Origin of the sequence: Pedobacter sp. Leaf41 (genome assembly GCF_001422545.1) — a bacterium.
GTDB lineage: Bacteria > Bacteroidota > Bacteroidia > Sphingobacteriales > Sphingobacteriaceae > Pedobacter.
In genome coordinates this window covers 101,291-121,178 of record NZ_LMLE01000012.1, presented here as the reverse complement: position 1 = coordinate 121,178, position 19,888 = coordinate 101,291, and the positions used below count along the sequence as shown (strand labels likewise).

The window sequence follows — 19,888 nt, the reverse complement described above, 5'->3', positions numbered from 1 at the left end:
ATTTTGCGCACCTGCGTAATGTTAAAAAAGATGATGACGGCAGTTTTTACGAGGCCGACCATTTGGGCGGCGATGTAAACATGTTCGAGATAATGAAGGTATTAACGGAAGAAAACGCCAAAAGGGAACAATCGATTCCTTTCCGCCCGGATCACGGACACCAGATGCTGGATGATCTTGCAAAGCAGACCAACCCCGGTTATTCGGCCATTGGGCGTTTACGCGGACTTGCAGAACTGAGAGGTTTGGAAGTAGGAGTAACTGGAAATTATTAGTAGCAGTTAATGAATTTGGAACGCATTAATAGGAGTATTTAAACGAAGATTTACATAAATTACCTTTAAAATTAATTTAAAAAATGGCTGAAGTAAAATTAAATATCCAGCAAGGCGAACCAAGTTCATTTGATATCTATGATGAGGATGGGAAGGTTGGGGAGATGATCTTCGATATCACAGGAAAAGACCTGACTGTTTACCACACAGAGGTTGAGCCAGAAAAAGAAGGAATGGGTTATGCCAAAATTTTGCTCGATTCAATGGTAGCCTATGTTAGGGAAAACGGATTGATGATTATCCCAATGTGCCCTTATGTGCATGCTCAGTTTAAACGCCACGAAGATTTGTACAAGGATATTTGGAATAAAATTAAAGAAGAGTAAAATTAATCGAATAATAAAAACCGAAGAAGCCCTAATTGGGCAAAAAGCCAGGAATAAATTCACGGCATGGGCGGCACCATTGGGATATCCTCATCATAAGGATATCTTATTTTTCATAATTTACGGTGGTCGCCCCAGGTTTATCAAAATGTCTCGACACATATTCTAATGCGAACCCGCATCAATTAATTCAATACCGTTAAAGGTGTTTTTGAAAAACAGACAAACGTTTGCGTTGATTTTCTTCAGATCTTTTTACCATCTTACAACAAGTTATTTCAAAAACCTAAATCATCCGCTATTTCTCAATCAGCATTGTTGTTTGAGTGAAGCGTATTTATTTGAAATTTGCCTTGATCCCTAGCTTTGGCTTTTTGTAAACAGGTTTACTGGCGTCATTTAGCAGGTAAGTCATTGGATGCTGTTTTCAAATATTGAGACCCTATTAAGGTATTTGAAACAGCTTCAAATAAAACTTAAAAAATGACACCTATCCTTAAACAGGTTGACGACAAGCGTTTCTTCGAAGTCTTAGATTTATGCTGTAAGAAGATCGAAGAGAAAATGGGTTCAAAACCAATCGCAGATTGGCGATCAGCAGATTACAATAATTTAAACAGTCAGTTAGGCCGGCAAACCAAAGTTTACTTAAGCGAAAATACACTCAAAAGAATCTTCGGAAGGTTAAAAACACCAACACGTTACTATCCTCAAAAAGCCACCCGTGATGCCCTTGCTCAATTTATTGGCTACAGAGATTGGCAGGAGTTTGAGCTGATTAATCGTTTCTCCCCGTTGGAAACGCCAGCAGCTAAGGCAACGCTCAACGTAGATACCAAGGCTGTTGAAGCCACATCCCAAAATAAATTTACTACACAAAGATTTCGGTTTTATCTTAGCCTGGCTATCCTGCTAATGGTTTGTTTAACTATTGCACTTCTATATTATACCAAAAGTGAAGAAATTGAACCTGGCGAGGTGAAGCTGTTTTGTGAAAATCCGAATGGGGAAGTGCCGCATACAGCTGTGTTTAAGTTATCGCATAAGGGAACATTAAGCGAGGATAACCAGTTTGCCATAGATTTTATGGATGAGGGACCCATCACGCCGATAAAAGTAAACCAGGAAGTGGTACAGTTTTTCAAAAATCCAGGAGTGGTTCATGTGCGCCTTTTGCACCATAATAAAGCGATTGATACCCTCACCGTTTCTATGCAAACTAAGGGTTGGGTGGCAAATTCGGGAAACGACTCGTTGAGTGCTTTTCCAATTGCCAAGCTCAGGCCGTTGCCAAAAGATAGTCTCTATGTTTCCACTAGTCAATTAGATTCTGCAGGTCTCAACCTTTCTAAACCATTTTTAATAGGTTTTAGTAATATTCATACCAGTGATGTTGATGGCGATAATTTTTCATTTTCTAGCTATTTGCGAACTGAAGAAAGCAGACCAGGCGTAGCCTGTATGCAGACGAGCATTCTCATTCTTGGAAGTAAAGGCCGGCACCGGGTTTTAATGGTAAAACCTAGTTGTGCGGCTTTTTCTGAGTATCACTTTTCTGAAGTTAAAGCCATGGGAAGTTCTAAAAACCTCAATAAAATGACTTACGATTTTGCCAAAGGTGGAGATGTAAGGCTTTTGGTAAAAAATAAGAAAGTCTCGTTATTTATCAACAATAAGCTGATGCTAAATAGTGCTTATAGTCAGTCAATTGGTAAAATACTGGGCATTAAAATTCTCTTCAATGGGGTGGGAATCGCAAAGTCTCCACAATTGTTCGATCTCAAAACCCGTGTTTCTTATTGATTCGTCTCCTGCTGTAGCCCAAATTCGTTTTCGCTTGATCCTTTTTTTTCATTTTCAGCCGAGTAGTCGCTGTACATTCTGTTAAATATGCTGTCGTAAATAACTGTTTATAAATTAGTTAACTGTACATTCTTTTGTCTTAAGCTTTGTATGTTCACTTTCTAGATTTTCGCTTCAATAGCTTCTAGTTTTATAAATACTTCACAGAGCAAGTATTTAAAATAACAATAAAACAAGAAATAATGGAGCGTAGAGATTTTATTAAAAACAGCACTTTAACTGCCGCTGGGCTTACGATTTTACCAGGCGGAACACTTTTTGCAAAATCAGATAACAATAAGGTAAAGCTTGGTTACATTGGTGTCGGGGCCAGGGGAATGAGTCACATTTCTGAAGGACTTTTACGCGACGATGTAGAGATTGTAGCGATCTGCGATACTCAGGAAAGCTCACTGAAAATATGTAGATCTGCAATTGCTAAAGCCGGCAGGCCTGCAGCCAAAGAATTTACAGGCGGTGTTGATGCTTATAAAAAACTTCTGGAGATAAAAGATATCGACGCCGTAATTATTGCTACCCCTTGGCAATTCCATAAAGACCAGGCGGTTGATGCAATGAAAACTGGTAAATATGTGGGTTGCGAGGTGATTGCAGGCCTAACGGTACAAGACCATTGGGACATTGTAAATACATCTGAAAAAACGGGGATGCCATACATGACGCTGGAAAACGTGTGTTACAGGCGGGATGTAATGGCTGCTTTGAACATGGTTAGGCAGGGAATTTTTGGAGAACTTATTCACCTGGAAGGGGGCTATCAACATAACCTTAGAAATGTGCTTTTCAATAATGGAAAAGACTATTATGGCGGTGGAGTGGAGTTCGGGCCCAATGCCAGAAGTGAAGCGCAATGGCGTACCCAATTTAATATTGATCAGGACGGAGATCTATATCCAACCCATGGTGCTGGTCCAATAATCCAGTATGCAGATATCAACCGTGGCAATCGCTTCACCAATCTCGTGTCATTCAGTTCAAAAGCCAGAGGTTTACCTGCGTATGTTGAAGATATGTCTCCAGGGCATCCAAACGCTAAAATCAATTACAAAAATGGAGATGTTACCACCACGCTCATCAACTGCGCCAATGGCGAAACCGTAATGCTTAGCCATGATGTCCACTTACCTCGCCCATATTCTATCGGTTTTAGGGTACAAGGTACAGATGGAATTTGGATGGATGTGAACAAGTCGATTTACATAGAAAAAAACTCAAAAGGCGATCACAAATGGGAACCAGTAAAAGAATGGTTTGAAAAATATGATCATCCACTTTGGAAAAAATATGAGAAAGAAGCCGTTGGAGCTGGCCACGGAGGAATGGATTGGTTTGTGTTCAATGGATTTATTCAGGCGGTAAAACAAAAAAGGCAAACGCCAATTGATGTTTACGACTCCGTAACCATGAGCGTAATTACCCCGCTTTCTACCAAATCTTTAAAAGAAGGTAATATGCCTCAAAAATTTCCTGATTTCACAAAAGGAAAATGGAAAGATCGGAAAAATGTTTTCGCATTAGATGATAGTGGTTTTTAGTCGCTTATGCCGGTCTTTCAGTCAATAATAAAAAATCAGTAATACATAATATGATACTAGAAGTTCTCAAGGCGTTTGGTCTGGACGGATCTGAAACAAAGTACCGTCTTTTTGGCGGAGGTTTAATTAATAACACCTGGAAGGTTAGTACCGTTGCTGGAGATTTTATTCTTCAGCAAATCAATACTGATATTTTTGCTGCACCCGAAAAAATCATCGATAACATTGTTCGTTTGCAGCATTATCTCGAAAAAAAGGCACCAGAATATTTATTCGTGGGGCCAGTTAAAACTACTGCCGGCCAATCTGTGCTGCATATTGATGGATTTGCTTTCAGATGTTTCCCTTTCATTCAGAAATCAATCACTATTGAGAAGGTAGAGCATGCTAAACAAGCCTATGAAGCAGCGAAGCAGTTTGGGAAATTTACCTGCCTGCTGAACGATTTTGATGCCTCAAGTTTAAGTGTCTCTCTTCCAGACTTCCATAATTTAAATCTGCGGGTGAGTCAGTATCAAAAAGCTGTAGAACTTGCCGATGATACAAGATTATCATTGGCAGCAGGTGCAATCGCAGAACTTAATAGGCACATGGATATTGCTGATCGGTATAATGATATCCTAAAAGCTGATATTCTCAAAATCAGAACATTCCATCATGATACGAAAATAAGCAATGTATTGCTACACGAAGACACCGGACTTGGAATGTGCATCATTGATTTAGATACGCTTATGCCAGGCTATTTCATAAGCGATGTAGGAGATATGATGCGGACTTATCTCTCACCGGTAACTGAAGAGGAAACCGATTTTAACCTGATCGCTGTTCGCATTGACATTTTCGAAGCGATTTATAGTGGATACATGAGCGAAATGGGCCCTGTATTAAAGCCTTCAGAGCAGCAATTATTCATCTATTCGGGTCAATTTATGATTTTTATGCAGGCACTACGCTTCTTAACCGACTTCTTAAATGGAGATATTTATTATGGTGCCGCTTATCCAAATCATAACCTGAACAGGGCACAAAACCAGATCCATTTATTGAATCAATATATCGATAGCATTCCTCGGTTCGAGGAAATTATCCAGGATAAAAACCTCAGGCAGATAAAAATTAGCGAAAATAATGATGATGAAGATCAAACGTAAAAATGAAATGTAATCCGAAAAATTGACTAAACCTTTCCAACAAAACCCTAACTAAATGAAACTAACAACTAACCAGAAACCAGGCAAAATGCGATTTTTTGCCATAGTGGTGATATTGACCCTATTTGAATGGGGTACATCCATTACCGCTCATGCAGAAACGCCACTAACTGCGAAATTAAAACCAGCGAGCATATCGCATCATTTTGCACTGAACAAGGCAACAAATGATTTAGAACATACCTCAACCAATTCCATTGAAACTTCAGCATTTGAAGCCATTACCGGAACGGTAAAAGATGCGAAAGGAGGCGTCATTCCAGGTGCCAGCATCACAGTTAAAGGAACAAACCGTGTAACTTCATCAAATAATTTGGGGGTTTTCAGTATCGAAGCAAAAGCTGGGGAAACGCTGGTAATCAGCTCAATTGGTTTTGCCAGTAAAGAAGTGACCATCAGCGGAACCTCTGTTGGTATAGTTACGCTTTCGGAATCTGCGGAAACACTTAGCGAGCTTGTAGTGGTAGGGTATAGCGTACAAAAACGCCAAAGTTTAACGGGCGCATTAAGTACCATCAGTGCCGACAAACTAAAAAATGTGACTTCTCCGAATGTACAAAACCTATTAGCCGGAAAAGCGCCTGGTTTATTTGTTGCACCAGGTTCTGGTAAGCCGGGAGCAACAGCTGCGGTAATTATTCGCGGTCAGGCCACCTTAAATGGGACAACCAATCCATTGTGGGTACTCGATGGAGTTATTGTTGGCTCAAGCCCTGGGGAGCTTAACCCGGAAGATATCGAATCGATCACAGTTCTAAAAGATGCTGCTTCGACAGCCATATACGGTTCTCAAGGAGCCAACGGCGTTATTGTAGTCACTACAAAAAGAGCTAAATCTGGTCAGATGACAGTTGATGTGAGTTCTCGAACAGGGGTAAACCAGTTAACCAACGGGAACCTGAAAATGATGGATGGAGCAGAACTGTATGATTATTTTGCCTCTTTCGCAAATGCGAATACCATCAGCTTTCCACGATGGAAACCCGATTTGCGTGACAGTAATTTTGACTGGTGGGATTTAGCTACAAAGAAAGGCTTCAACCAAAATCATAATGTTTCGCTTCAGGGAGGAACAGAAAAGCTGCAATCGTTTTTGTCTGTGGGTTATTACGATGAATCTGGCGCAATCAGAGGTTACGACTACGAACGTTATAATTTCAGATTAAATACCACTTATATGCCTTTTTCATGGTTAACGGTAAAGCCATCTCTGGTAGGATCAAGACGTAGTGTTTCTGATCGGCAATATTCGGTAACCTCTATTTACTCGAATTTACCTTGGGATAGCGCCTTCGATGCTAACGGAAATTTAGTGCCTCACCGCTCACCGCTATGGGTAAACACTGCCAGCACAAACTATTTATACGATTTGCAATGGAATAAAGGCTCGAATGTAAACTATGAATTTATGGGGAATTTAGATTTCGATATTAAAATTACCAAGAACCTTACTTTTGCATCAGTTAATAATTACCGCTACAATAGTTATGCTGCCGCAGGTTATACCGATCCCCGATCTAATGGCGGTTTAAGTGTAAACGGAAGGGTAACCGATTACCGTTCGGAATACACAAGAAGGTATACCAACCAGATTTTGCGCTATACCAATAACTGGGGAAAGCATAACCTAAATGCATTGGCAGGCTATGAGTTTAACGATTTCAGTAGTAAAACTTTGGATGCTTATGGTACAGGTATTGTTCCTGGATTTGAAGTGCTGGATGTAACCGCAAAGCCAGAGCGAACCAGAGGAGGGATTAATCAGTGGGCGGTACAATCTATGTTGTTCAATTCCAATTATGATTATGATGGCAGGTATTTAGCACAGGTATCGCTTCGTAGAGATGGTGCTTCAAATTTTGGAAAGAAATACGGCAATTTCTTCTCTGTAAGTGGTGGATGGAACATCAGCAGAGAGGAATGGTTCAAAGCGAAGTACATCGACATGCTGAAAATTCGTGCTGCCTATGGCTCGGTGGGTAATCGTCCGGCCAGTTTGTATCCGCAATTTGATTTGTATGCCGTAAATCCAGCAGCTGGTTATAATGGTATTCCTGGATTGTTAATTAGTCAAATAGGTAATCAAAATTTAACCTGGGAAGAAACGTACACCAGTGGCTTGGGATTGGATGTGAATGCTTTTAACAATAGAGCTAGATTGACTGTAGATTATTACATCAAGAAAACAGATAATATCTTATATAACGTGCCCATCTCTGGCTTGACCGGAATTACCAGTATCACACAGAATATTGGTAAAATGAGCAATAAAGGTATTGAGGTTGCCCTGGGAGGAGATATTTTTAGAACTAAAGATTTTACCTGGAGCTTGGATGTAAATCTTGGCCATAATAAAAACAAATTGACTGATATTTATAAAACCCGCAATCCAGACGGAAGCTATACTGCAAAACCCCTAATAGTGGGCGATGGTGCTGGTATTGCAGGCTCAGCAAACAGGATAATTCAGATTGGCCTGCCAGTTGATACTTATTATATGAAAGAATGGGCGGGCGTAAATCCGGCTGATGGTAAGCCAACCTGGTATACTGTAACAAGAGATGCTCAAGGAAACGAGCTTTCCAGAACAACTACCTCAGATTATTCAAAAGCTACCGATGAAAAATTGGATAAGGCTTCTCCCGATTTATTCGGAGGGATTACTACTTATTTGAAGCATAAAAATTTTGATTTAAACGCAGTGTTTGGTTACTCATTGGGCGGTAAGGTTTATAACTATTCGCGTCAGGAATATGATGCCGATGGTACCTATACCGATAGAAACCAAATGGTATTGATGGAAGGTTGGTCGCGATGGCAAAAACCAGGAGACATCGCCACACATCCGGTTGCGCGTTACAATAACCAGGATAAAGGAAATTTAGTCTCGTCAAGGTATATCGAAAGCAATGATTTTTTCAGAATGCGCTCGTTGGCTTTGGGTTATAATTTTGATTTAAAAAAGTATAAAATCAAAAATCTGAGGGCTTTTATTTCCGGAGAGAACCTATTTGTCATCACTAAATATTCGGGTGTAGATCCCGAGATACCTGTTAGCGAGTCTGACGGAAGCGTTTTGTTTACCGCGGGGCCTTCGGTGTACCCAATGACCAGGAAATTCATGTTTGGTATTAATGTTTCATTCTAATCATTACAAAATGAAAAAGATCATAATCATATTGTTGGCGGTGATTGCCATCTCATCCTGCAAAATCGATAGAGAACCTTTTGGTTCCTTGCAGTCAGAAAAGATAAATAATAATCCGGAAGAGTCAATAGACGCATTACTTAACGGAACCTATGCCCAGTTAAAGGCCTGGTCTGATCCGATGCATCGGTTAGGTGAATATGCTGGAGACAACATCATGATCCGCGGTTCTTCTACAGATCCTTTTTATGAATTTATCTCCTTTGCCAGAACGCCCAATAACGCAAGATTATCTACTTTTTGGGATAGTGGATACAAAGCTATCGCCCAAGCTTCAAATATTATCAATATCATCCCTCAAGGCAAAAGCACTACGTTAGATAGTAAGCTAGGCGAATGTTATTTTATTCGTGGCATGGTATATTTTTACCTTGTGCGGGCTTATGGCCGACCATATTATCAAAATCCGGAAACTAACCTCGGCGTGCCAATTGTAAATGGAACTCCTCCGGATGTGATTAATTTAACTTTGCCCGACAGATCGACCGTTAAAGCTACTTACGAGCAGGTTATTGCAGATCTGAAAAAGGCAGAAGAGCTGATCAATATCAATAAAGGATCTATTTTCGCTTCCAAAGAGGCTGCTCAGGCTTTGCTTTCCAGGGTTTATTTGTATATGAGTGGAACCTATCAAAGTCCCAATCAAACTTATGCACAATTGTCGGTAGATTATGCCACAAAAGTGATTAACGCTACCAGCCGATATAGCCTTTTGCCTAGAGCAGATTTTATGAAATACAATACCTTTTTGCCAGAAAACAATAGAGAAACCATCTTCGCAATTAAAAGGGTAGCTTCTGAATTTTCCGGATCAGATCATTTTTATGGCATTGGCGGGATGTATGCCAATATCGGTGGTCAGGGTTGGGGCGAGATGTACGCCAGTGCAAAATATATCGATTTGTTAAATGAAACCGGTAGAAACGACTGGCGGCCAACAAAATATAAAATTGTAGATGCCAGAGCAGCTTTTATTGAGCCCACGTATGCTACCAATGCTTCAGGCGCTTATACAGAAGTTTTTAGGTTTATTAAAGATGATGCGGCAAATACCTTAAATTATGTTCAGGCAAACATCATCCGAAACGGAAGCACCATTACCTGCACCGAAGGGACGGATGTATATACCTTAACACCGGTAGATGCTGCCCAGGAAATTTACAGTATCAATTACAAAAACGGCAAAACTTATACCGGAGTGATCGATTTATTTATTAGTTTAAACCGGGTATATCCACAATTTTATATCGTAAAGGATTCTCGAGAGGGAGAAAATTCACACCTCCACTCGCCAGTGATTAGCCGGCTTGGAGAAATATATTTGAACCGGGCAGAAGCTTACGCTAAATTGCAGCGTTATAGTGATGCCCTTGTGGATTTAAATCTGATCAGAACGCGTTCTATTGTTAACGGGGGCTATAGTGCATTAACATCGGCCAACGCCGGCGATTTGATCGATAAAGAAAGACAACTGGAATTAGCTTATCAGGCCGAAAGAAGCTTTGATGTATTTCGCAATGGTAAACCCTTGGTACGCAGATATCCAGGACCTCAAAATCAGACGGTTGATGTACAGGCAAGCGATTTTAGAGTTGTTTATTATATCCCTCAAAGTGCAATCAACGCTTATCCTGGTAAGTTGACACAAAATCCTACGCAATAATGCGGATGATAAAAACATGCTTCGGTGATAGCCGAAGCATGTTGAGCTGAATTTATTTACTAAACCTCAAAAGCCTGATATTTTATCGGGCTTTTGAGGTTTAAATACATATTGATGAAAAAATTTCTGCAATTATTAATTACACTTTCAGCAGGCCGTATTTATAGGCAAACGAAATTAGCGAAGCACTGTTTCGGGATTTGGTTTTCGACAGCATTTCCAGTTTAATTTTTTCAACTGCTTTTTCCGACAGGGAGAGCTTATCTGCAATTTCTTTGTAGGAATAACCGAGAGCGATAAGTTCTAGTGTTTTATGATCTACCTGTGTCAGGCCCATAAAACTTGGTGCATAAACGTGATTCTTTTCCATAGAGATTATCAATAAAATTAGTTAAGAACTTTATCAATTGGAATGGTACAAAAGGGCTATTCTTGGATTTTGTATATGACAAGAGCTTTCAGCGGACTTTCCAGGACTTGAAAGATAGTTACTGCATCTCCCATCGTGTGCTTTAAAAGATGGATTTGCTCCAAAACTTAAACAATTGCTATCTTAGTTTGTCCATCAGGCAAACATTAGAAATTTACAACTTATCCCATGACAGACTTCGCGAAACTTAAGGCACATATCCAAAAAAGGCACTCATTTACCGACAGCGAAGCGAATGATTTTTGTCAGAATTTCAAGATGACAAGAGTGAAAAAGAGGCAGTTTATCGTTCAGCCTGAATTTACAGCGAAGAATAGATTCTATGTTGTGCAAGGCAGTTTCAGGGCTTACGTAATTGGTGATGAGGGGCAGGAACATACCATCCAATTTGCAATTGAAGATTGGTGGATCACCGATTATAATAGCTACATCTTTCAGCAGCCGGCCTCGATGTTTGTTATGGCTTTGGAAGACAGCATAGTGCTGCAGATTAACTATGAAACTGAGCAGGAACTAAAAAAACGTAAGCATCTTTATGAGTCTTTCTTCAGGGTACTTGCCGAGCACACTGCTGCGCACATGGCCCGCCGGGTCATTCTCAATCTGACAAAAACAGCTGAACAGCGTTTTGAATTCGTTCAGGAAAGATATCCGGAAATCGTAAATAGGGTACCCCAATATGCACTGGCATCGTTCCTTGGCATCACCACAGAATACCTTTCAAAGCTTCGCAATAAACGGGTTTCGCCAAAAAGTTAATCTACTTCAACATTTCATGTTGAACCAGTTCATGATGATTTCCTAAACCAGTTCATCGTTAGAGAAGTTAAGACTTGCCAAATTTGTATTGTCACTGAAAGACATTTACACAAGAAAAAGCGCATCATAAAATGGCAAATCTAACTAAAACCCAGGTATTAATTATGGCAGCTACGGCAGGTATTGCGGTTGCCAACGTGTATTACAGCCAGCCGATATTACAGGCTATGGCAACCCAGTTCCACATCAGCATTGAAAAAGCCGGCAACATTTCTGTTCTCTCGCAAATCGGGTACGGATTGGGTTTGTTTCTGCTAACGCCAATAGGGGATATGATTGAACGTAAGCGGCTAATATTGTACCTTCAAATTGGATTAATTATTTCTCTTTTGTTAGTGGCTTTTTCGCCTGGCTTAGCCTTTCTATATGTAGGGAGTCTTCTTATCGGGGTGTTTTCTGTAGTAGCCCAGGTGATTTTGCCCATGGCTGCCAGTTTGGTAAAGGAGAACAGAGGAAAAATTGTAGGACAGATTTTTACTGGTATTCTGGTCGGCATTCTGGTAGCAAGGGTTTACAGCGGGTTTATCACCGGCATTCTTGGATGGCAATATGTTTACATTATTTCTGCACTGATGGTGCTGATCACGGCAATATTAATGCAACGAGACTTTCCCTCAACACAAGAACGCTTTAGCGGTACTTACGCTGGCCTGTTAAAATCGACTTTTGCCCAATTGGGAAGGTTTCCTCTACTAAGGAGAACGGCACTAACAGGAATGTTAGCATTCGGTACGCTCAGTGCTTTTTGGGTAAGTTTAACCTTCTATCTTAGTGGGGCACCATTTAATTATTCAGCCTCCAGTATTGGTTTATTTGGGTTGCTGGCTGCGGCAGGTGCTTTAATCGCTCCTGTATTTGGCAAACTGGCAGACAAAGGTTCTCATTCGCGATCATTGCTTTTTTCAACGGTTGTAACGCTAATTAGTATATTACTACTTAAATTCTTTCCAGGATCGATCGCTGCAATATGGGTTACGGTAATGCTGCTCGATATTGGTGTACAGGCCACCCAGGTAACGAATATAGCTATCATTTACACGCTCGATCAAAAGGCTAACAGTAGGATAAATACTGTTTACATGACCAGCTATTTCATCGGCGGCGCTTTGGGATCTTACATCGCGATCCAATTATATCAAGCAGGAGGATGGCCCTTATCAACATCGTTTATGGGGGCCTTGGCCTTAACAGCGATTTTAAACGTAATGCTAACAAAACGTTTGTCTAAATAATAAGCAAAATAAGAAAATGAAAATAATCATTATAGGAGGCTCGATAGGTGGGCTATGTGCAGGAATTGCACTTCTGGAAAGAGGTTTCGACGTAGAGATTTACGAACGCTCAGCTAAAGGACTGAAAGATAGGGGAGCAGGGCTGGTTATCCAGCCAGATATGATGGAATATCTGATAGAAGCCGGCGTGTCAACAAGGGAAGTTTTTGGAGTTCTTGCCGCTCAGCGCCAGGTTTTGGATGATAACGGGAACCCTTCCTTAATTTATCCAAATGATACGGTATTTACCTCTTGGAACTATTTATGGAAGCAGTTGAGGAGTGCATTTCCAAGCTCAAGATATCATCAGGGCTACGAGCTTGCAGGTATTCGCGATGAACATAAACAGGTTTGGGCAATGTTTAAAAACGGGGAGACGATCCAGGCCGACCTCCTAATCGGAGCAGACGGAGTGAGCTCTGTAGTTCGGGAGTATCTTTTTCCCGGAATTCATCCGCGTTACGCGGGTTACATCGCCTACAGAGGGCTTATTCCGGAAAGCGAGCTGAGCGATGAGGAGATCGCCTTCTTTTCAGATAAGTTTTCTATCTATCCCTATGCAAATTCCCATCTGCTCTGCTATACTATTCCTGGTCCTGAAGGTGAACTTGAAGTGGGAAAACGACTGTTAAATTGGGTGTGGTTTCAAAATAAATCATTGGCAGCGCTCCAGGAAATTCTGACCGATAAAGATGGGAGGCAGCATGAATTTTCCATTCCGGCTGGTTACCTGAGTGAAGAAAATTTAAGCGAGCTAAGAGCAAGGGCAGCGAAAGAGCTTCCGGAAATTCTCAGAAAAAGAGTAAGCCAGACAAAAAATCCATTTGTACAGGCGATAATGGATATGGAGGTTCCAAAAATGTTCCAAGGGAATGTGGCAATACTTGGCGATGCAGCTTATCTGGTGCGTCCTCACACGGCTTCAGGTTCGGCTAAGGCATATCGCGATGCCATTACTTTAGCTATGGCTATACAAGATACAGACAATCTTCAGTCATCTCTAAAAATATGGAATGATCAACAAATAGGCCATGCCCGGGCATTGGCGATCCACGGTAGACAACTTGCCCTCCGAAGCCAGCTAGGAAAATAACCTACAATTGCAGGGCAATAGGGTAACTATTCGCTGATGATTGGAATATGCTTTTTGATCTTTATCCGAACGAACTTTGACGCTGGCATATTGCTTTCTCCAACTACATTGTTAACAGATACTAGTACATTGGTTTCCGGAAAATAGGTTACCGTGTTACCCCTGGGAATACTGTAGGAAACGATTACAAATAACGGGGCAATTCGCTCTATGCCGTCGTCGTAATTGTAGAGATCTACCTGGTCTCCATTTTTAAAGCCTGCCTTTTGAATATCTTCTTCATTCATAAAAATGACCCTGCGTTCGTTCTTTATCCCACGGTAACGATCTTCCAAGCCATAAATTACAGTGTTAAACTGGTCGTGAGTTCGGGTCGTTGCCATCAGGTATTCTCCATCCTCAAGCTGATTGTTTGGGACCGGGCTGATTGTAAAAGGAGCTTTATCAACATATTTTTCAGTAAGGAATTTGCCGTCTCTGGCAGCATTTGGTAAATAAAAACCACCCTTTTCCCTTACTCTCTGATTATAGTTTTCAAAGCCAGGGATACACTTTTCGATAATATCCCTAACCTCATCGTAGCTGTTATGGTATTTGTCCCAAGCTACTACTGATCTTTTACCAAGTGTGGCCTTCGCCATTCTGCACACAATCTGGGTTTCATTGATAAGCCTGTCGGATACTGGATTAAGTATCCCTTTCGATGACTGAATAACGCCCATGGAGTTTTCTGTACTAATAAACTGGGCTTCCCCATTTACCATATCCTTATCGCTTCTGGATAGGGTAGGAAGGATGAGGGCTTCTTTTCCATGTACCAAATGGCTGCGGTTCATCTTGATGGAGACATGCACACTCAGATCAAGCTTTCTCATTCCCGCTGCTGTGTAAGAGGTATCTGGTGTTGCGGAAATAAAGTTTCCACCCATACCAAAGAATACTTTAAGCCTTCCATCATGCATCGCATGGATCGCATTTACAACATCAAAACCATGATTTCTTGGTGGTTCAAATCCAAAAACATCTTTAAGCCTATCCAATTGCGCTACAGTAGGCTTTTCGTTGATGAGCATAGTTCTGTTGCCCTGAACATTGCTATGTCCTCTTACCGGACACAATCCAGCACCTGGCTTGCCTATGCTGCCTTTTAATAGAACAATATTAACAATTTCTTTGAGCATTTCTACTCCGTTGGGTTGCTGGGTAAGCCCCATCCCCCAGCAGAAAATTATTCTTTTTTTGTATTTAAGTATTTCTACTGCAGCTTCGATATGTTCCAAAGAAAGTCCAGCTGATTCAGCAAGCTGGTTAACATCATAATTCTCAAATTGCGAAATATAATCTGAAAAACCCACGGTGTTGGTTTCAATAAAGTCCAGGTCGAAGACTTTTCCAGGTTCTGCTTTTTCAGCCTGGTGAAGCAAAAGCGATATGGCTTTTAGCAGCGCCATGTCACCATTTATCTTTACCGGAAGGTAAAGATCTGCAAGCTGTACGCCAGTTCCCAGTACTCCATTGATTTGCTGGGGATTTCTAAATCCCATAAGTCCTGCCTCAGGCAGAGGGTTAATGGCAATAATTTTTGCACCATTTGCCTTTCCCTTTTCCAGCGCACTCATCATCCGCGGTGCATTCGTTCCGGGATTATGTCCAATGATTACAATAACATCTGTGTCGTAAAGATCACTCAGTTTCACCGTTCCCTTTCCAATGCCTATGGTTGCCGATAATGCAGTTCCGCTGGTTTCATGGCACATATTCGAACAATCGGGCATATTGTTGGTTCCGAATTCCTTTGCAAAAAGCTGATAGAGGAAAGAAGTTTCATTACTTGTTCTGCCAGAGGTATAGAATGCTGCCTCATCTGGAGATTTAAGCCCGTTCAGGTGTGTTGCGATCTTCTTAAATGCGTCATCCCAGCTTATTGGCTCATAATGTGTTCCTCCTAGGGGAAGATACATCGGTTCGGTAAGACGCCCTTTTCTACCGATCTCAAAATCGGTGAGTTTTGCAAGGTCATATACCGAATTGGCGGCGAAGAAATCTGCAGTAACTTTTTTCGAAGTAGCCTCCTCTGCAAGCGCCTTTGCACCATTTTCGCAATATTCCCCGACTACCGAACGTTCATCATCAGGATCTGGCCAGGCACAGCTTGAACAGTCGAAGCCGCCTTTTTGGTTCATGGTCAGTAACGCCCGCATCCCGCGGAAGGGGATATCTTCTTCTACCAGATCTGCCATAGCGGCCAACACCGCAGGAATACCAGCAGCCCATTTTTTAGCCGGAACAACTGTTAGATTAAGAAGCTTATACGGGTTTTCCGCCGACGGTACGCTATCTATTTTTTTATTTTCCATAACGATGCTTAAGCTAATAGCGGATTTGGATAATTATCGCTCTGATCTTCAATTGTATTGTCAAGACAGGTGAAATCCTTTTCAATCAATAACTTTAATGTTCCCATATTTCCTGAAAAGCCAACCTGATCTGTCGATTCGAGTTTATTGATCATCTCTTGTGGAATTTGAAGTGTAATCCTTCCATTTTCGAACGTTGCAGATAGGGTTTCAACCTCGGCCTGTTCAATCGCATACGTAAATCTGGCTGTGAGAAAATCTGTATGCTCTTCAAGCGCTCCCGCTGCATGCAGATTTTTGACATCGCTTTGTGTCAATCTAAACCGAATTGACTGTTCCTTGATTCTTATCTTCATTTTATTCAAAAATTATTCTCTCCGGTGAACTGTATATGTTAAAACGATCCTCCCGCATAAATCCTATAAGTGTAATATTGAATTCTTTGGATAGCTCAACCGCCAGGCTGGAAGGTGCACCTACAGCTACTACGATTTTAATTCCTGCCATTACTGCCTTTTGGATCAGTTCGAAACTTGCACGTCCACTTAGCAAAAGTATGCCGTCATCCATTGGGACTTTTCTTTTTTCCAACCCAGCACCGATTAGTTTATCCAGGGCATTGTGCCTGCCAACATCTTCCCGTACCAGCAATAGCTTACCAGCGCTATCAAAAAAGGCGCAAGCATGCAGGCCTCCTGTCTTTCTGAATACGTTTTGCGCTGCCCGAAGTTTCTCTGGCAGTGCGATCAATGTTCCGCTATCTATTTGAAATAATTCAATATCTTCTTTTCTGGGAGGGCCAACTGTTCTTATGGCCTCGATAGAACCCTTTCCGCAAACTCCGCAACTTGATGTGGTATAAAAAGACCGCTCTATTTCTGGTAACTTCGGAATGGCATTTTCATGTAGATTTACGAGAATGGTATTTTGTTTATTCTCTCTGCAGGCAATAAAGAGGTGTTCTACCTTTGAAATCTGGTCTCGGTTTGAAATAATGCCTTCGGTAAATAGGAAACCTGTTGCCAACTCTTCATCCGATCCTGGCGTACGCATGGTTACCGAAACATTTGATACTTTGCGGTTTCCTGAAGGACCATAGCTTAATCTAATTTCTAACGGTTCCTCAATAGCAAGAATATCTTCTGTATCTAAAAAATGTCCATTAAAGAATTTTTTGAGTCGAATGGTAACAGTAGGGCCATTAGCTATACTTTCGGTGTTCATCAGCTCCATATTTTATTCATAAATAAATGCGATCTATAGTTTATTCCTCAATGTTGTGCCGATAATCAATTTCTTTGATTTAATATTTTAAGGCTTTTACAGCATTTTTTAATTACGATATTTCGCCATTGCGTGATGCGATCACACTACATAAATACTGTTTTAAATTTACCTAATTTTATCCGATAAAATTTAATAAATGAGATACTTTCACGCATAGTGATGGTATTTTTGTTTGCCAGAGCGCTACAAATTTCAAGCTTTACATGATGCCGATAATTAGTACCTGCTCAAATAAGATTTCATATAAACATTTCAATAAAGTGGATTAGAATGTGATGGATTTATTTTTTAAAACAACTTATTATGAAATCATGTAAAGTATCAGGGCTTGTCGTTTGTGGCGGTAAGAGCATCCGGATGGGTAAAGATAAGGGGCTGATATTGCTGGGAGATGAAACCTGGGCGCAACATGCCTTTGAAAAACTCTCCAATCTTGGCCTATCTGTTAAGGTTTCGATTAATCCAATGCAAAAGGAAACTTATATCAACTATTTCAAAGCAGACGATTTGATAGTTGATGATTTTCCATTGAATATTGGCGGCCCATTGAAAGGATTATTATCTGCCCATTTAATAAATCCCCATGAAGATCTTGTTGTACTTGCTTGCGATATGCCCCAAATGAATAATAGAACCCTAAACAAGCTTATCGAAGTCTATCAGCAGTTCAGCGGCTTCGAGGCCTATGTTTTTAATCATGATAATCGTTTCGAACCACTATGTGCGATTTATAGTTCATCGGCGTTTAGGAGGATAAATGATCTTGTGGTGAATAATGAGATAAAAAGACATAGTATGAAAGAAGTGCTTCGTCACTTGAACATTAAGGTTTTGAAGATGGAACAGGAGGATATCCAAGCCTTCGAGAATTTCAATTCTTATTTACCGGAATAGGAGGATACTACTGCATTGTTTTATAAAAATTTGGACATCAGTAATATCAATTTTCTTATAAATTGTGTATATATGCCAAGCTACCTCAAGCTTGTTAGCTTCACCGCAGTAAGCTTATCTACTTTATTTCGATTCGGTAGCTTTAAGGCCGGGATGATCGCGAATGCAATGATGACTGCAGAAATAAGAAATCCATCCTGCAACGCAAAATGCTCTGCAATTTCCGTAGTTCTACCGAGTTGTAAATAGTACTTATTGATATAAGTGTGCATTATACCACTAATAGCAATTCCGACAGAGCCCCCAACTTGCTGTAAGAGACTGTTTATTGATGTTGCCGTAGCCGTTTGCCCGGCATTTATAGAATTTAGAAGCGATGTTGAAACAGGTGAAACCAATAAACTCATGCCAAAGCCACGTACAGCCATTGCCAGTATGATAAACCAGATGTGGCTGTCCGAATTCATGAAAGCAAATTCAGCCATCGAAATTGCTATCATGACGATGCCTACTACCGAAGGATTTCTGATCACCCCTCTGTCTGCAAGTTTACCAGCGTATGGTCTTAATAAAAGCATCATCAATGCGTTTGGTAACAACAATAGGCCCGTTTCAATCTCCGAATAGCCCATCAGTCCCTGTAAGAGAAATGGAAGAAAAAATAATCCGCCATATAATGCGAGCGAGCGAATGAGAATAATTACGGAACAATTGATGAATGTTGCAGACTTGAAAACGGTGAGGTCAATAAGAGGATTATCTTTTTTGGATGAACGGATAAATAGAGATAAAAATACGATGGAAACAGCCAGACCTACTCCATACTGCCATGGTGCGATATCAGGATCAGTGATCATGGTAAGGCTTAACTGCAACAAGATGATAAATATACCGAAATATGCATAGCCACCCAGGTCGAATGAAGGTTTGAGCTTAGGTTGCTTTTTCAGAAATCCTAAAAAAAATACGCTCATGATTATGGTAATAATTCCGATTGGAATATTAATGTAGAATATGGACGGCCATTCGAAATAATAAGTAAGTACACCACCCAACGTTGGACCAATCGCCGGCCCCATAACATTTCCTATGCCCCACCAGCCAATCGCAGAACCCCGTTGTTCTTTTGGAAAGCTATCAGTCAAAATGGCCAATGATGTTGGCGTGATTGCTCCACCTCCAATCGCTTGAAATATCCTTGCCGCGATTAAAAAAGATAAGTTGGTGGACAAACTACAAAGCAATGAGCCGGTAGTAAATATGATAACGCTTGCGATGAAAAGATTATAATATCCGATTCTGTTTTTCAGCCAGTTGGTTAAAGGAATAAAAAGGCAAAAAGATATCATATAACCCAGAATAACCCATTCTATGCCATTAATACTTGCTCCAAATTGTTTCTGGATAACAGGTAGCGAAACGTTGACAATGCTGCTATCGAGTGCAGCCATAGCTGTTCCAAGCATAAGGGTGATTAAGACGGCTATCCGATTTTTCATCTATATTAATTTTATGATCTGAGGATTTGCTTGTTTAATTCTTATTAAGAAAGTAAATCATACAACTATTATCCTGATTGACACCCTAAATTTC

Annotated in this window: 15 protein-coding genes and 1 pseudogene; 11 read left to right on the top strand and 5 right to left on the bottom strand. The window is 40.7% G+C overall.

The window, feature by feature from the left end; genetic code table 11:
- The 7 genes from ASE92_RS20100 to ASE92_RS20070 all read left to right on the top strand — a co-directional run.
- A partial coding sequence (locus tag ASE92_RS20100) for a mannonate dehydratase (RefSeq protein WP_200926474.1) occupies nucleotides 1–275 on the top strand: 275 nt, incomplete at its 5' end.
- 83 nt (nucleotides 276–358) lie between these two features.
- Nucleotides 359–661 carry a GNAT family N-acetyltransferase gene (locus ASE92_RS20095; RefSeq protein ID WP_056851920.1) on the top strand — a complete coding sequence of 101 codons (303 nt, stop codon included), beginning with the start codon at nucleotides 359–361 and terminating at the stop codon, nucleotides 659–661.
- Between the two features lie 483 nt (nucleotides 662–1,144).
- A complete protein-coding gene (locus ASE92_RS20090; RefSeq protein WP_056851919.1) occupies nucleotides 1,145–2,464 on the top strand; it encodes a hypothetical protein in 1,320 nt (439 codons plus the stop codon).
- A gap of 242 nt (nucleotides 2,465–2,706) precedes the next feature.
- Nucleotides 2,707–4,059: a Gfo/Idh/MocA family protein gene (locus ASE92_RS20085; RefSeq protein WP_056851918.1), complete on the top strand. Its 1,353-nt coding sequence runs from the start codon at nucleotides 2,707–2,709 to the stop codon at nucleotides 4,057–4,059.
- A gap of 50 nt (nucleotides 4,060–4,109) precedes the next feature.
- Nucleotides 4,110–5,213 carry a phosphotransferase enzyme family protein gene (locus tag ASE92_RS20080; RefSeq protein WP_056851917.1) on the top strand — a complete coding sequence of 368 codons (1,104 nt, stop codon included), beginning with the start codon at nucleotides 4,110–4,112 and terminating at the stop codon, nucleotides 5,211–5,213.
- Nucleotides 5,214–5,268: 55 nt separating this feature from the next.
- Complete coding sequence (locus ASE92_RS20075) at nucleotides 5,269–8,421, top strand: TonB-dependent receptor (protein ID WP_056851916.1); 3,153 nt, start codon at nucleotides 5,269–5,271, stop codon at nucleotides 8,419–8,421.
- A 10-nt stretch (nucleotides 8,422–8,431) separates the two neighbouring features.
- The gene (locus ASE92_RS20070) at nucleotides 8,432–10,144 is read left to right on the top strand and encodes a RagB/SusD family nutrient uptake outer membrane protein (protein WP_056851923.1); all 1,713 of its coding nucleotides are present in this window, start codon (nucleotides 8,432–8,434) and stop codon (nucleotides 10,142–10,144) included.
- A gap of 139 nt (nucleotides 10,145–10,283) precedes the next feature.
- Here the strand turns inward: ASE92_RS20070 and ASE92_RS20065 are convergent, their stop codons facing one another.
- Nucleotides 10,284–10,514, bottom strand: a complete 231-nt coding sequence (locus ASE92_RS20065) for a response regulator transcription factor (RefSeq protein ID WP_056851915.1) — start codon at nucleotides 10,512–10,514, stop codon at nucleotides 10,284–10,286.
- Nucleotides 10,515–10,742: 228 nt separating this feature from the next.
- Here ASE92_RS20065 and ASE92_RS20060 point away from each other — a divergent pair, with 228 nt between their 5' ends.
- From ASE92_RS20060 to ASE92_RS20050, 3 genes and pseudogenes are all read left to right on the top strand, one after another.
- Nucleotides 10,743–11,333 (top strand): Crp/Fnr family transcriptional regulator, encoded by a 591-nt coding sequence (locus tag ASE92_RS20060; protein WP_056851914.1) that lies wholly within the window; start codon nucleotides 10,743–10,745, stop codon nucleotides 11,331–11,333.
- Nucleotides 11,334–11,464: 131 nt separating this feature from the next.
- A complete protein-coding gene (locus tag ASE92_RS20055) occupies nucleotides 11,465–12,625 on the top strand; it encodes an MFS transporter (RefSeq protein WP_056851913.1) in 1,161 nt (386 codons plus the stop codon).
- 13 nt (nucleotides 12,626–12,638) lie between these two features.
- Nucleotides 12,639–13,757 (top strand): annotated as a pseudogene (locus ASE92_RS20050) (FAD-dependent monooxygenase); the annotation flags it as partial.
- A 26-nt stretch (nucleotides 13,758–13,783) separates the two neighbouring features.
- Here ASE92_RS20050 and ASE92_RS20045 read toward each other — a convergent pair.
- The 3 genes from ASE92_RS20045 to fdhD are packed head-to-tail and all read right to left on the bottom strand — an operon-like array spanning nucleotide 13,784 to nucleotide 17,338.
- On the bottom strand, nucleotides 13,784–16,114 hold the full coding sequence (locus ASE92_RS20045; protein WP_056851911.1) for an FdhF/YdeP family oxidoreductase: 2,331 nt from the start codon (nucleotides 16,112–16,114) through the stop codon (nucleotides 13,784–13,786).
- A gap of 8 nt (nucleotides 16,115–16,122) precedes the next feature.
- The gene (locus ASE92_RS20040) at nucleotides 16,123–16,470 is read right to left on the bottom strand and encodes a hypothetical protein (protein WP_056851910.1); all 348 of its coding nucleotides are present in this window, start codon (nucleotides 16,468–16,470) and stop codon (nucleotides 16,123–16,125) included.
- A gap of 1 nt (nucleotide 16,471) precedes the next feature.
- Nucleotides 16,472–17,338 carry a formate dehydrogenase accessory sulfurtransferase FdhD gene (gene fdhD / locus ASE92_RS20035; protein WP_200926472.1) on the bottom strand — a complete coding sequence of 289 codons (867 nt, stop codon included), beginning with the start codon at nucleotides 17,336–17,338 and terminating at the stop codon, nucleotides 16,472–16,474.
- 366 nt (nucleotides 17,339–17,704) lie between these two features.
- On the opposite strand from fdhD, the gene ASE92_RS20030 reads away from it, so the two are divergent.
- Nucleotides 17,705–18,295: a molybdenum cofactor guanylyltransferase gene (locus ASE92_RS20030; protein ID WP_082455140.1), complete on the top strand. Its 591-nt coding sequence runs from the start codon at nucleotides 17,705–17,707 to the stop codon at nucleotides 18,293–18,295.
- 80 nt (nucleotides 18,296–18,375) lie between these two features.
- Here ASE92_RS20030 and ASE92_RS20025 read toward each other — a convergent pair whose 3' ends face one another.
- Entirely contained in the window at nucleotides 18,376–19,794 is a 1,419-nt protein-coding gene (locus tag ASE92_RS20025) for an MDR family MFS transporter (protein WP_056851907.1), read from the bottom strand.
- Nucleotides 19,795–19,888: the final 94 nt, after the last annotated feature.

Excerpts from the sequence above, each read along its gene's own strand:
- ASE92_RS20095 (WP_056851920.1), top strand. The coding sequence starts at position 359 with ATGGCTGAAGTAAAATTAAATATCCAGCAAGGCGAACCAAGTTCATTT.
- ASE92_RS20090 (WP_056851919.1), top strand. The coding sequence starts at position 1,145 with ATGACACCTATCCTTAAACAGGTTGACGACAAGCGTTTCTTCGAAGTC.
- ASE92_RS20085 (WP_056851918.1), top strand. The coding sequence starts at position 2,707 with ATGGAGCGTAGAGATTTTATTAAAAACAGCACTTTAACTGCCGCTGGG.
- ASE92_RS20080 (WP_056851917.1), top strand. The coding sequence starts at position 4,110 with ATGATACTAGAAGTTCTCAAGGCGTTTGGTCTGGACGGATCTGAAACA.
- ASE92_RS20075 (WP_056851916.1), top strand. The coding sequence starts at position 5,269 with ATGAAACTAACAACTAACCAGAAACCAGGCAAAATGCGATTTTTTGCC.
- ASE92_RS20070 (WP_056851923.1), top strand. The coding sequence starts at position 8,432 with ATGAAAAAGATCATAATCATATTGTTGGCGGTGATTGCCATCTCATCC.
- ASE92_RS20065 (WP_056851915.1), bottom strand. The coding sequence starts at position 10,514 with ATGGAAAAGAATCACGTTTATGCACCAAGTTTTATGGGCCTGACACAG.
- ASE92_RS20060 (WP_056851914.1), top strand. The coding sequence starts at position 10,743 with ATGACAGACTTCGCGAAACTTAAGGCACATATCCAAAAAAGGCACTCA.
- ASE92_RS20055 (WP_056851913.1), top strand. The coding sequence starts at position 11,465 with ATGGCAAATCTAACTAAAACCCAGGTATTAATTATGGCAGCTACGGCA.
- ASE92_RS20045 (WP_056851911.1), bottom strand. The coding sequence starts at position 16,114 with ATGGAAAATAAAAAAATAGATAGCGTACCGTCGGCGGAAAACCCGTAT.
- ASE92_RS20040 (WP_056851910.1), bottom strand. The coding sequence starts at position 16,470 with ATGAAGATAAGAATCAAGGAACAGTCAATTCGGTTTAGATTGACACAA.
- fdhD (WP_200926472.1), bottom strand. The coding sequence starts at position 17,338 with ATGAACACCGAAAGTATAGCTAATGGCCCTACTGTTACCATTCGACTC.
- ASE92_RS20030 (WP_082455140.1), top strand. The coding sequence starts at position 17,705 with ATGAAATCATGTAAAGTATCAGGGCTTGTCGTTTGTGGCGGTAAGAGC.
- ASE92_RS20025 (WP_056851907.1), bottom strand. The coding sequence starts at position 19,794 with ATGAAAAATCGGATAGCCGTCTTAATCACCCTTATGCTTGGAACAGCT.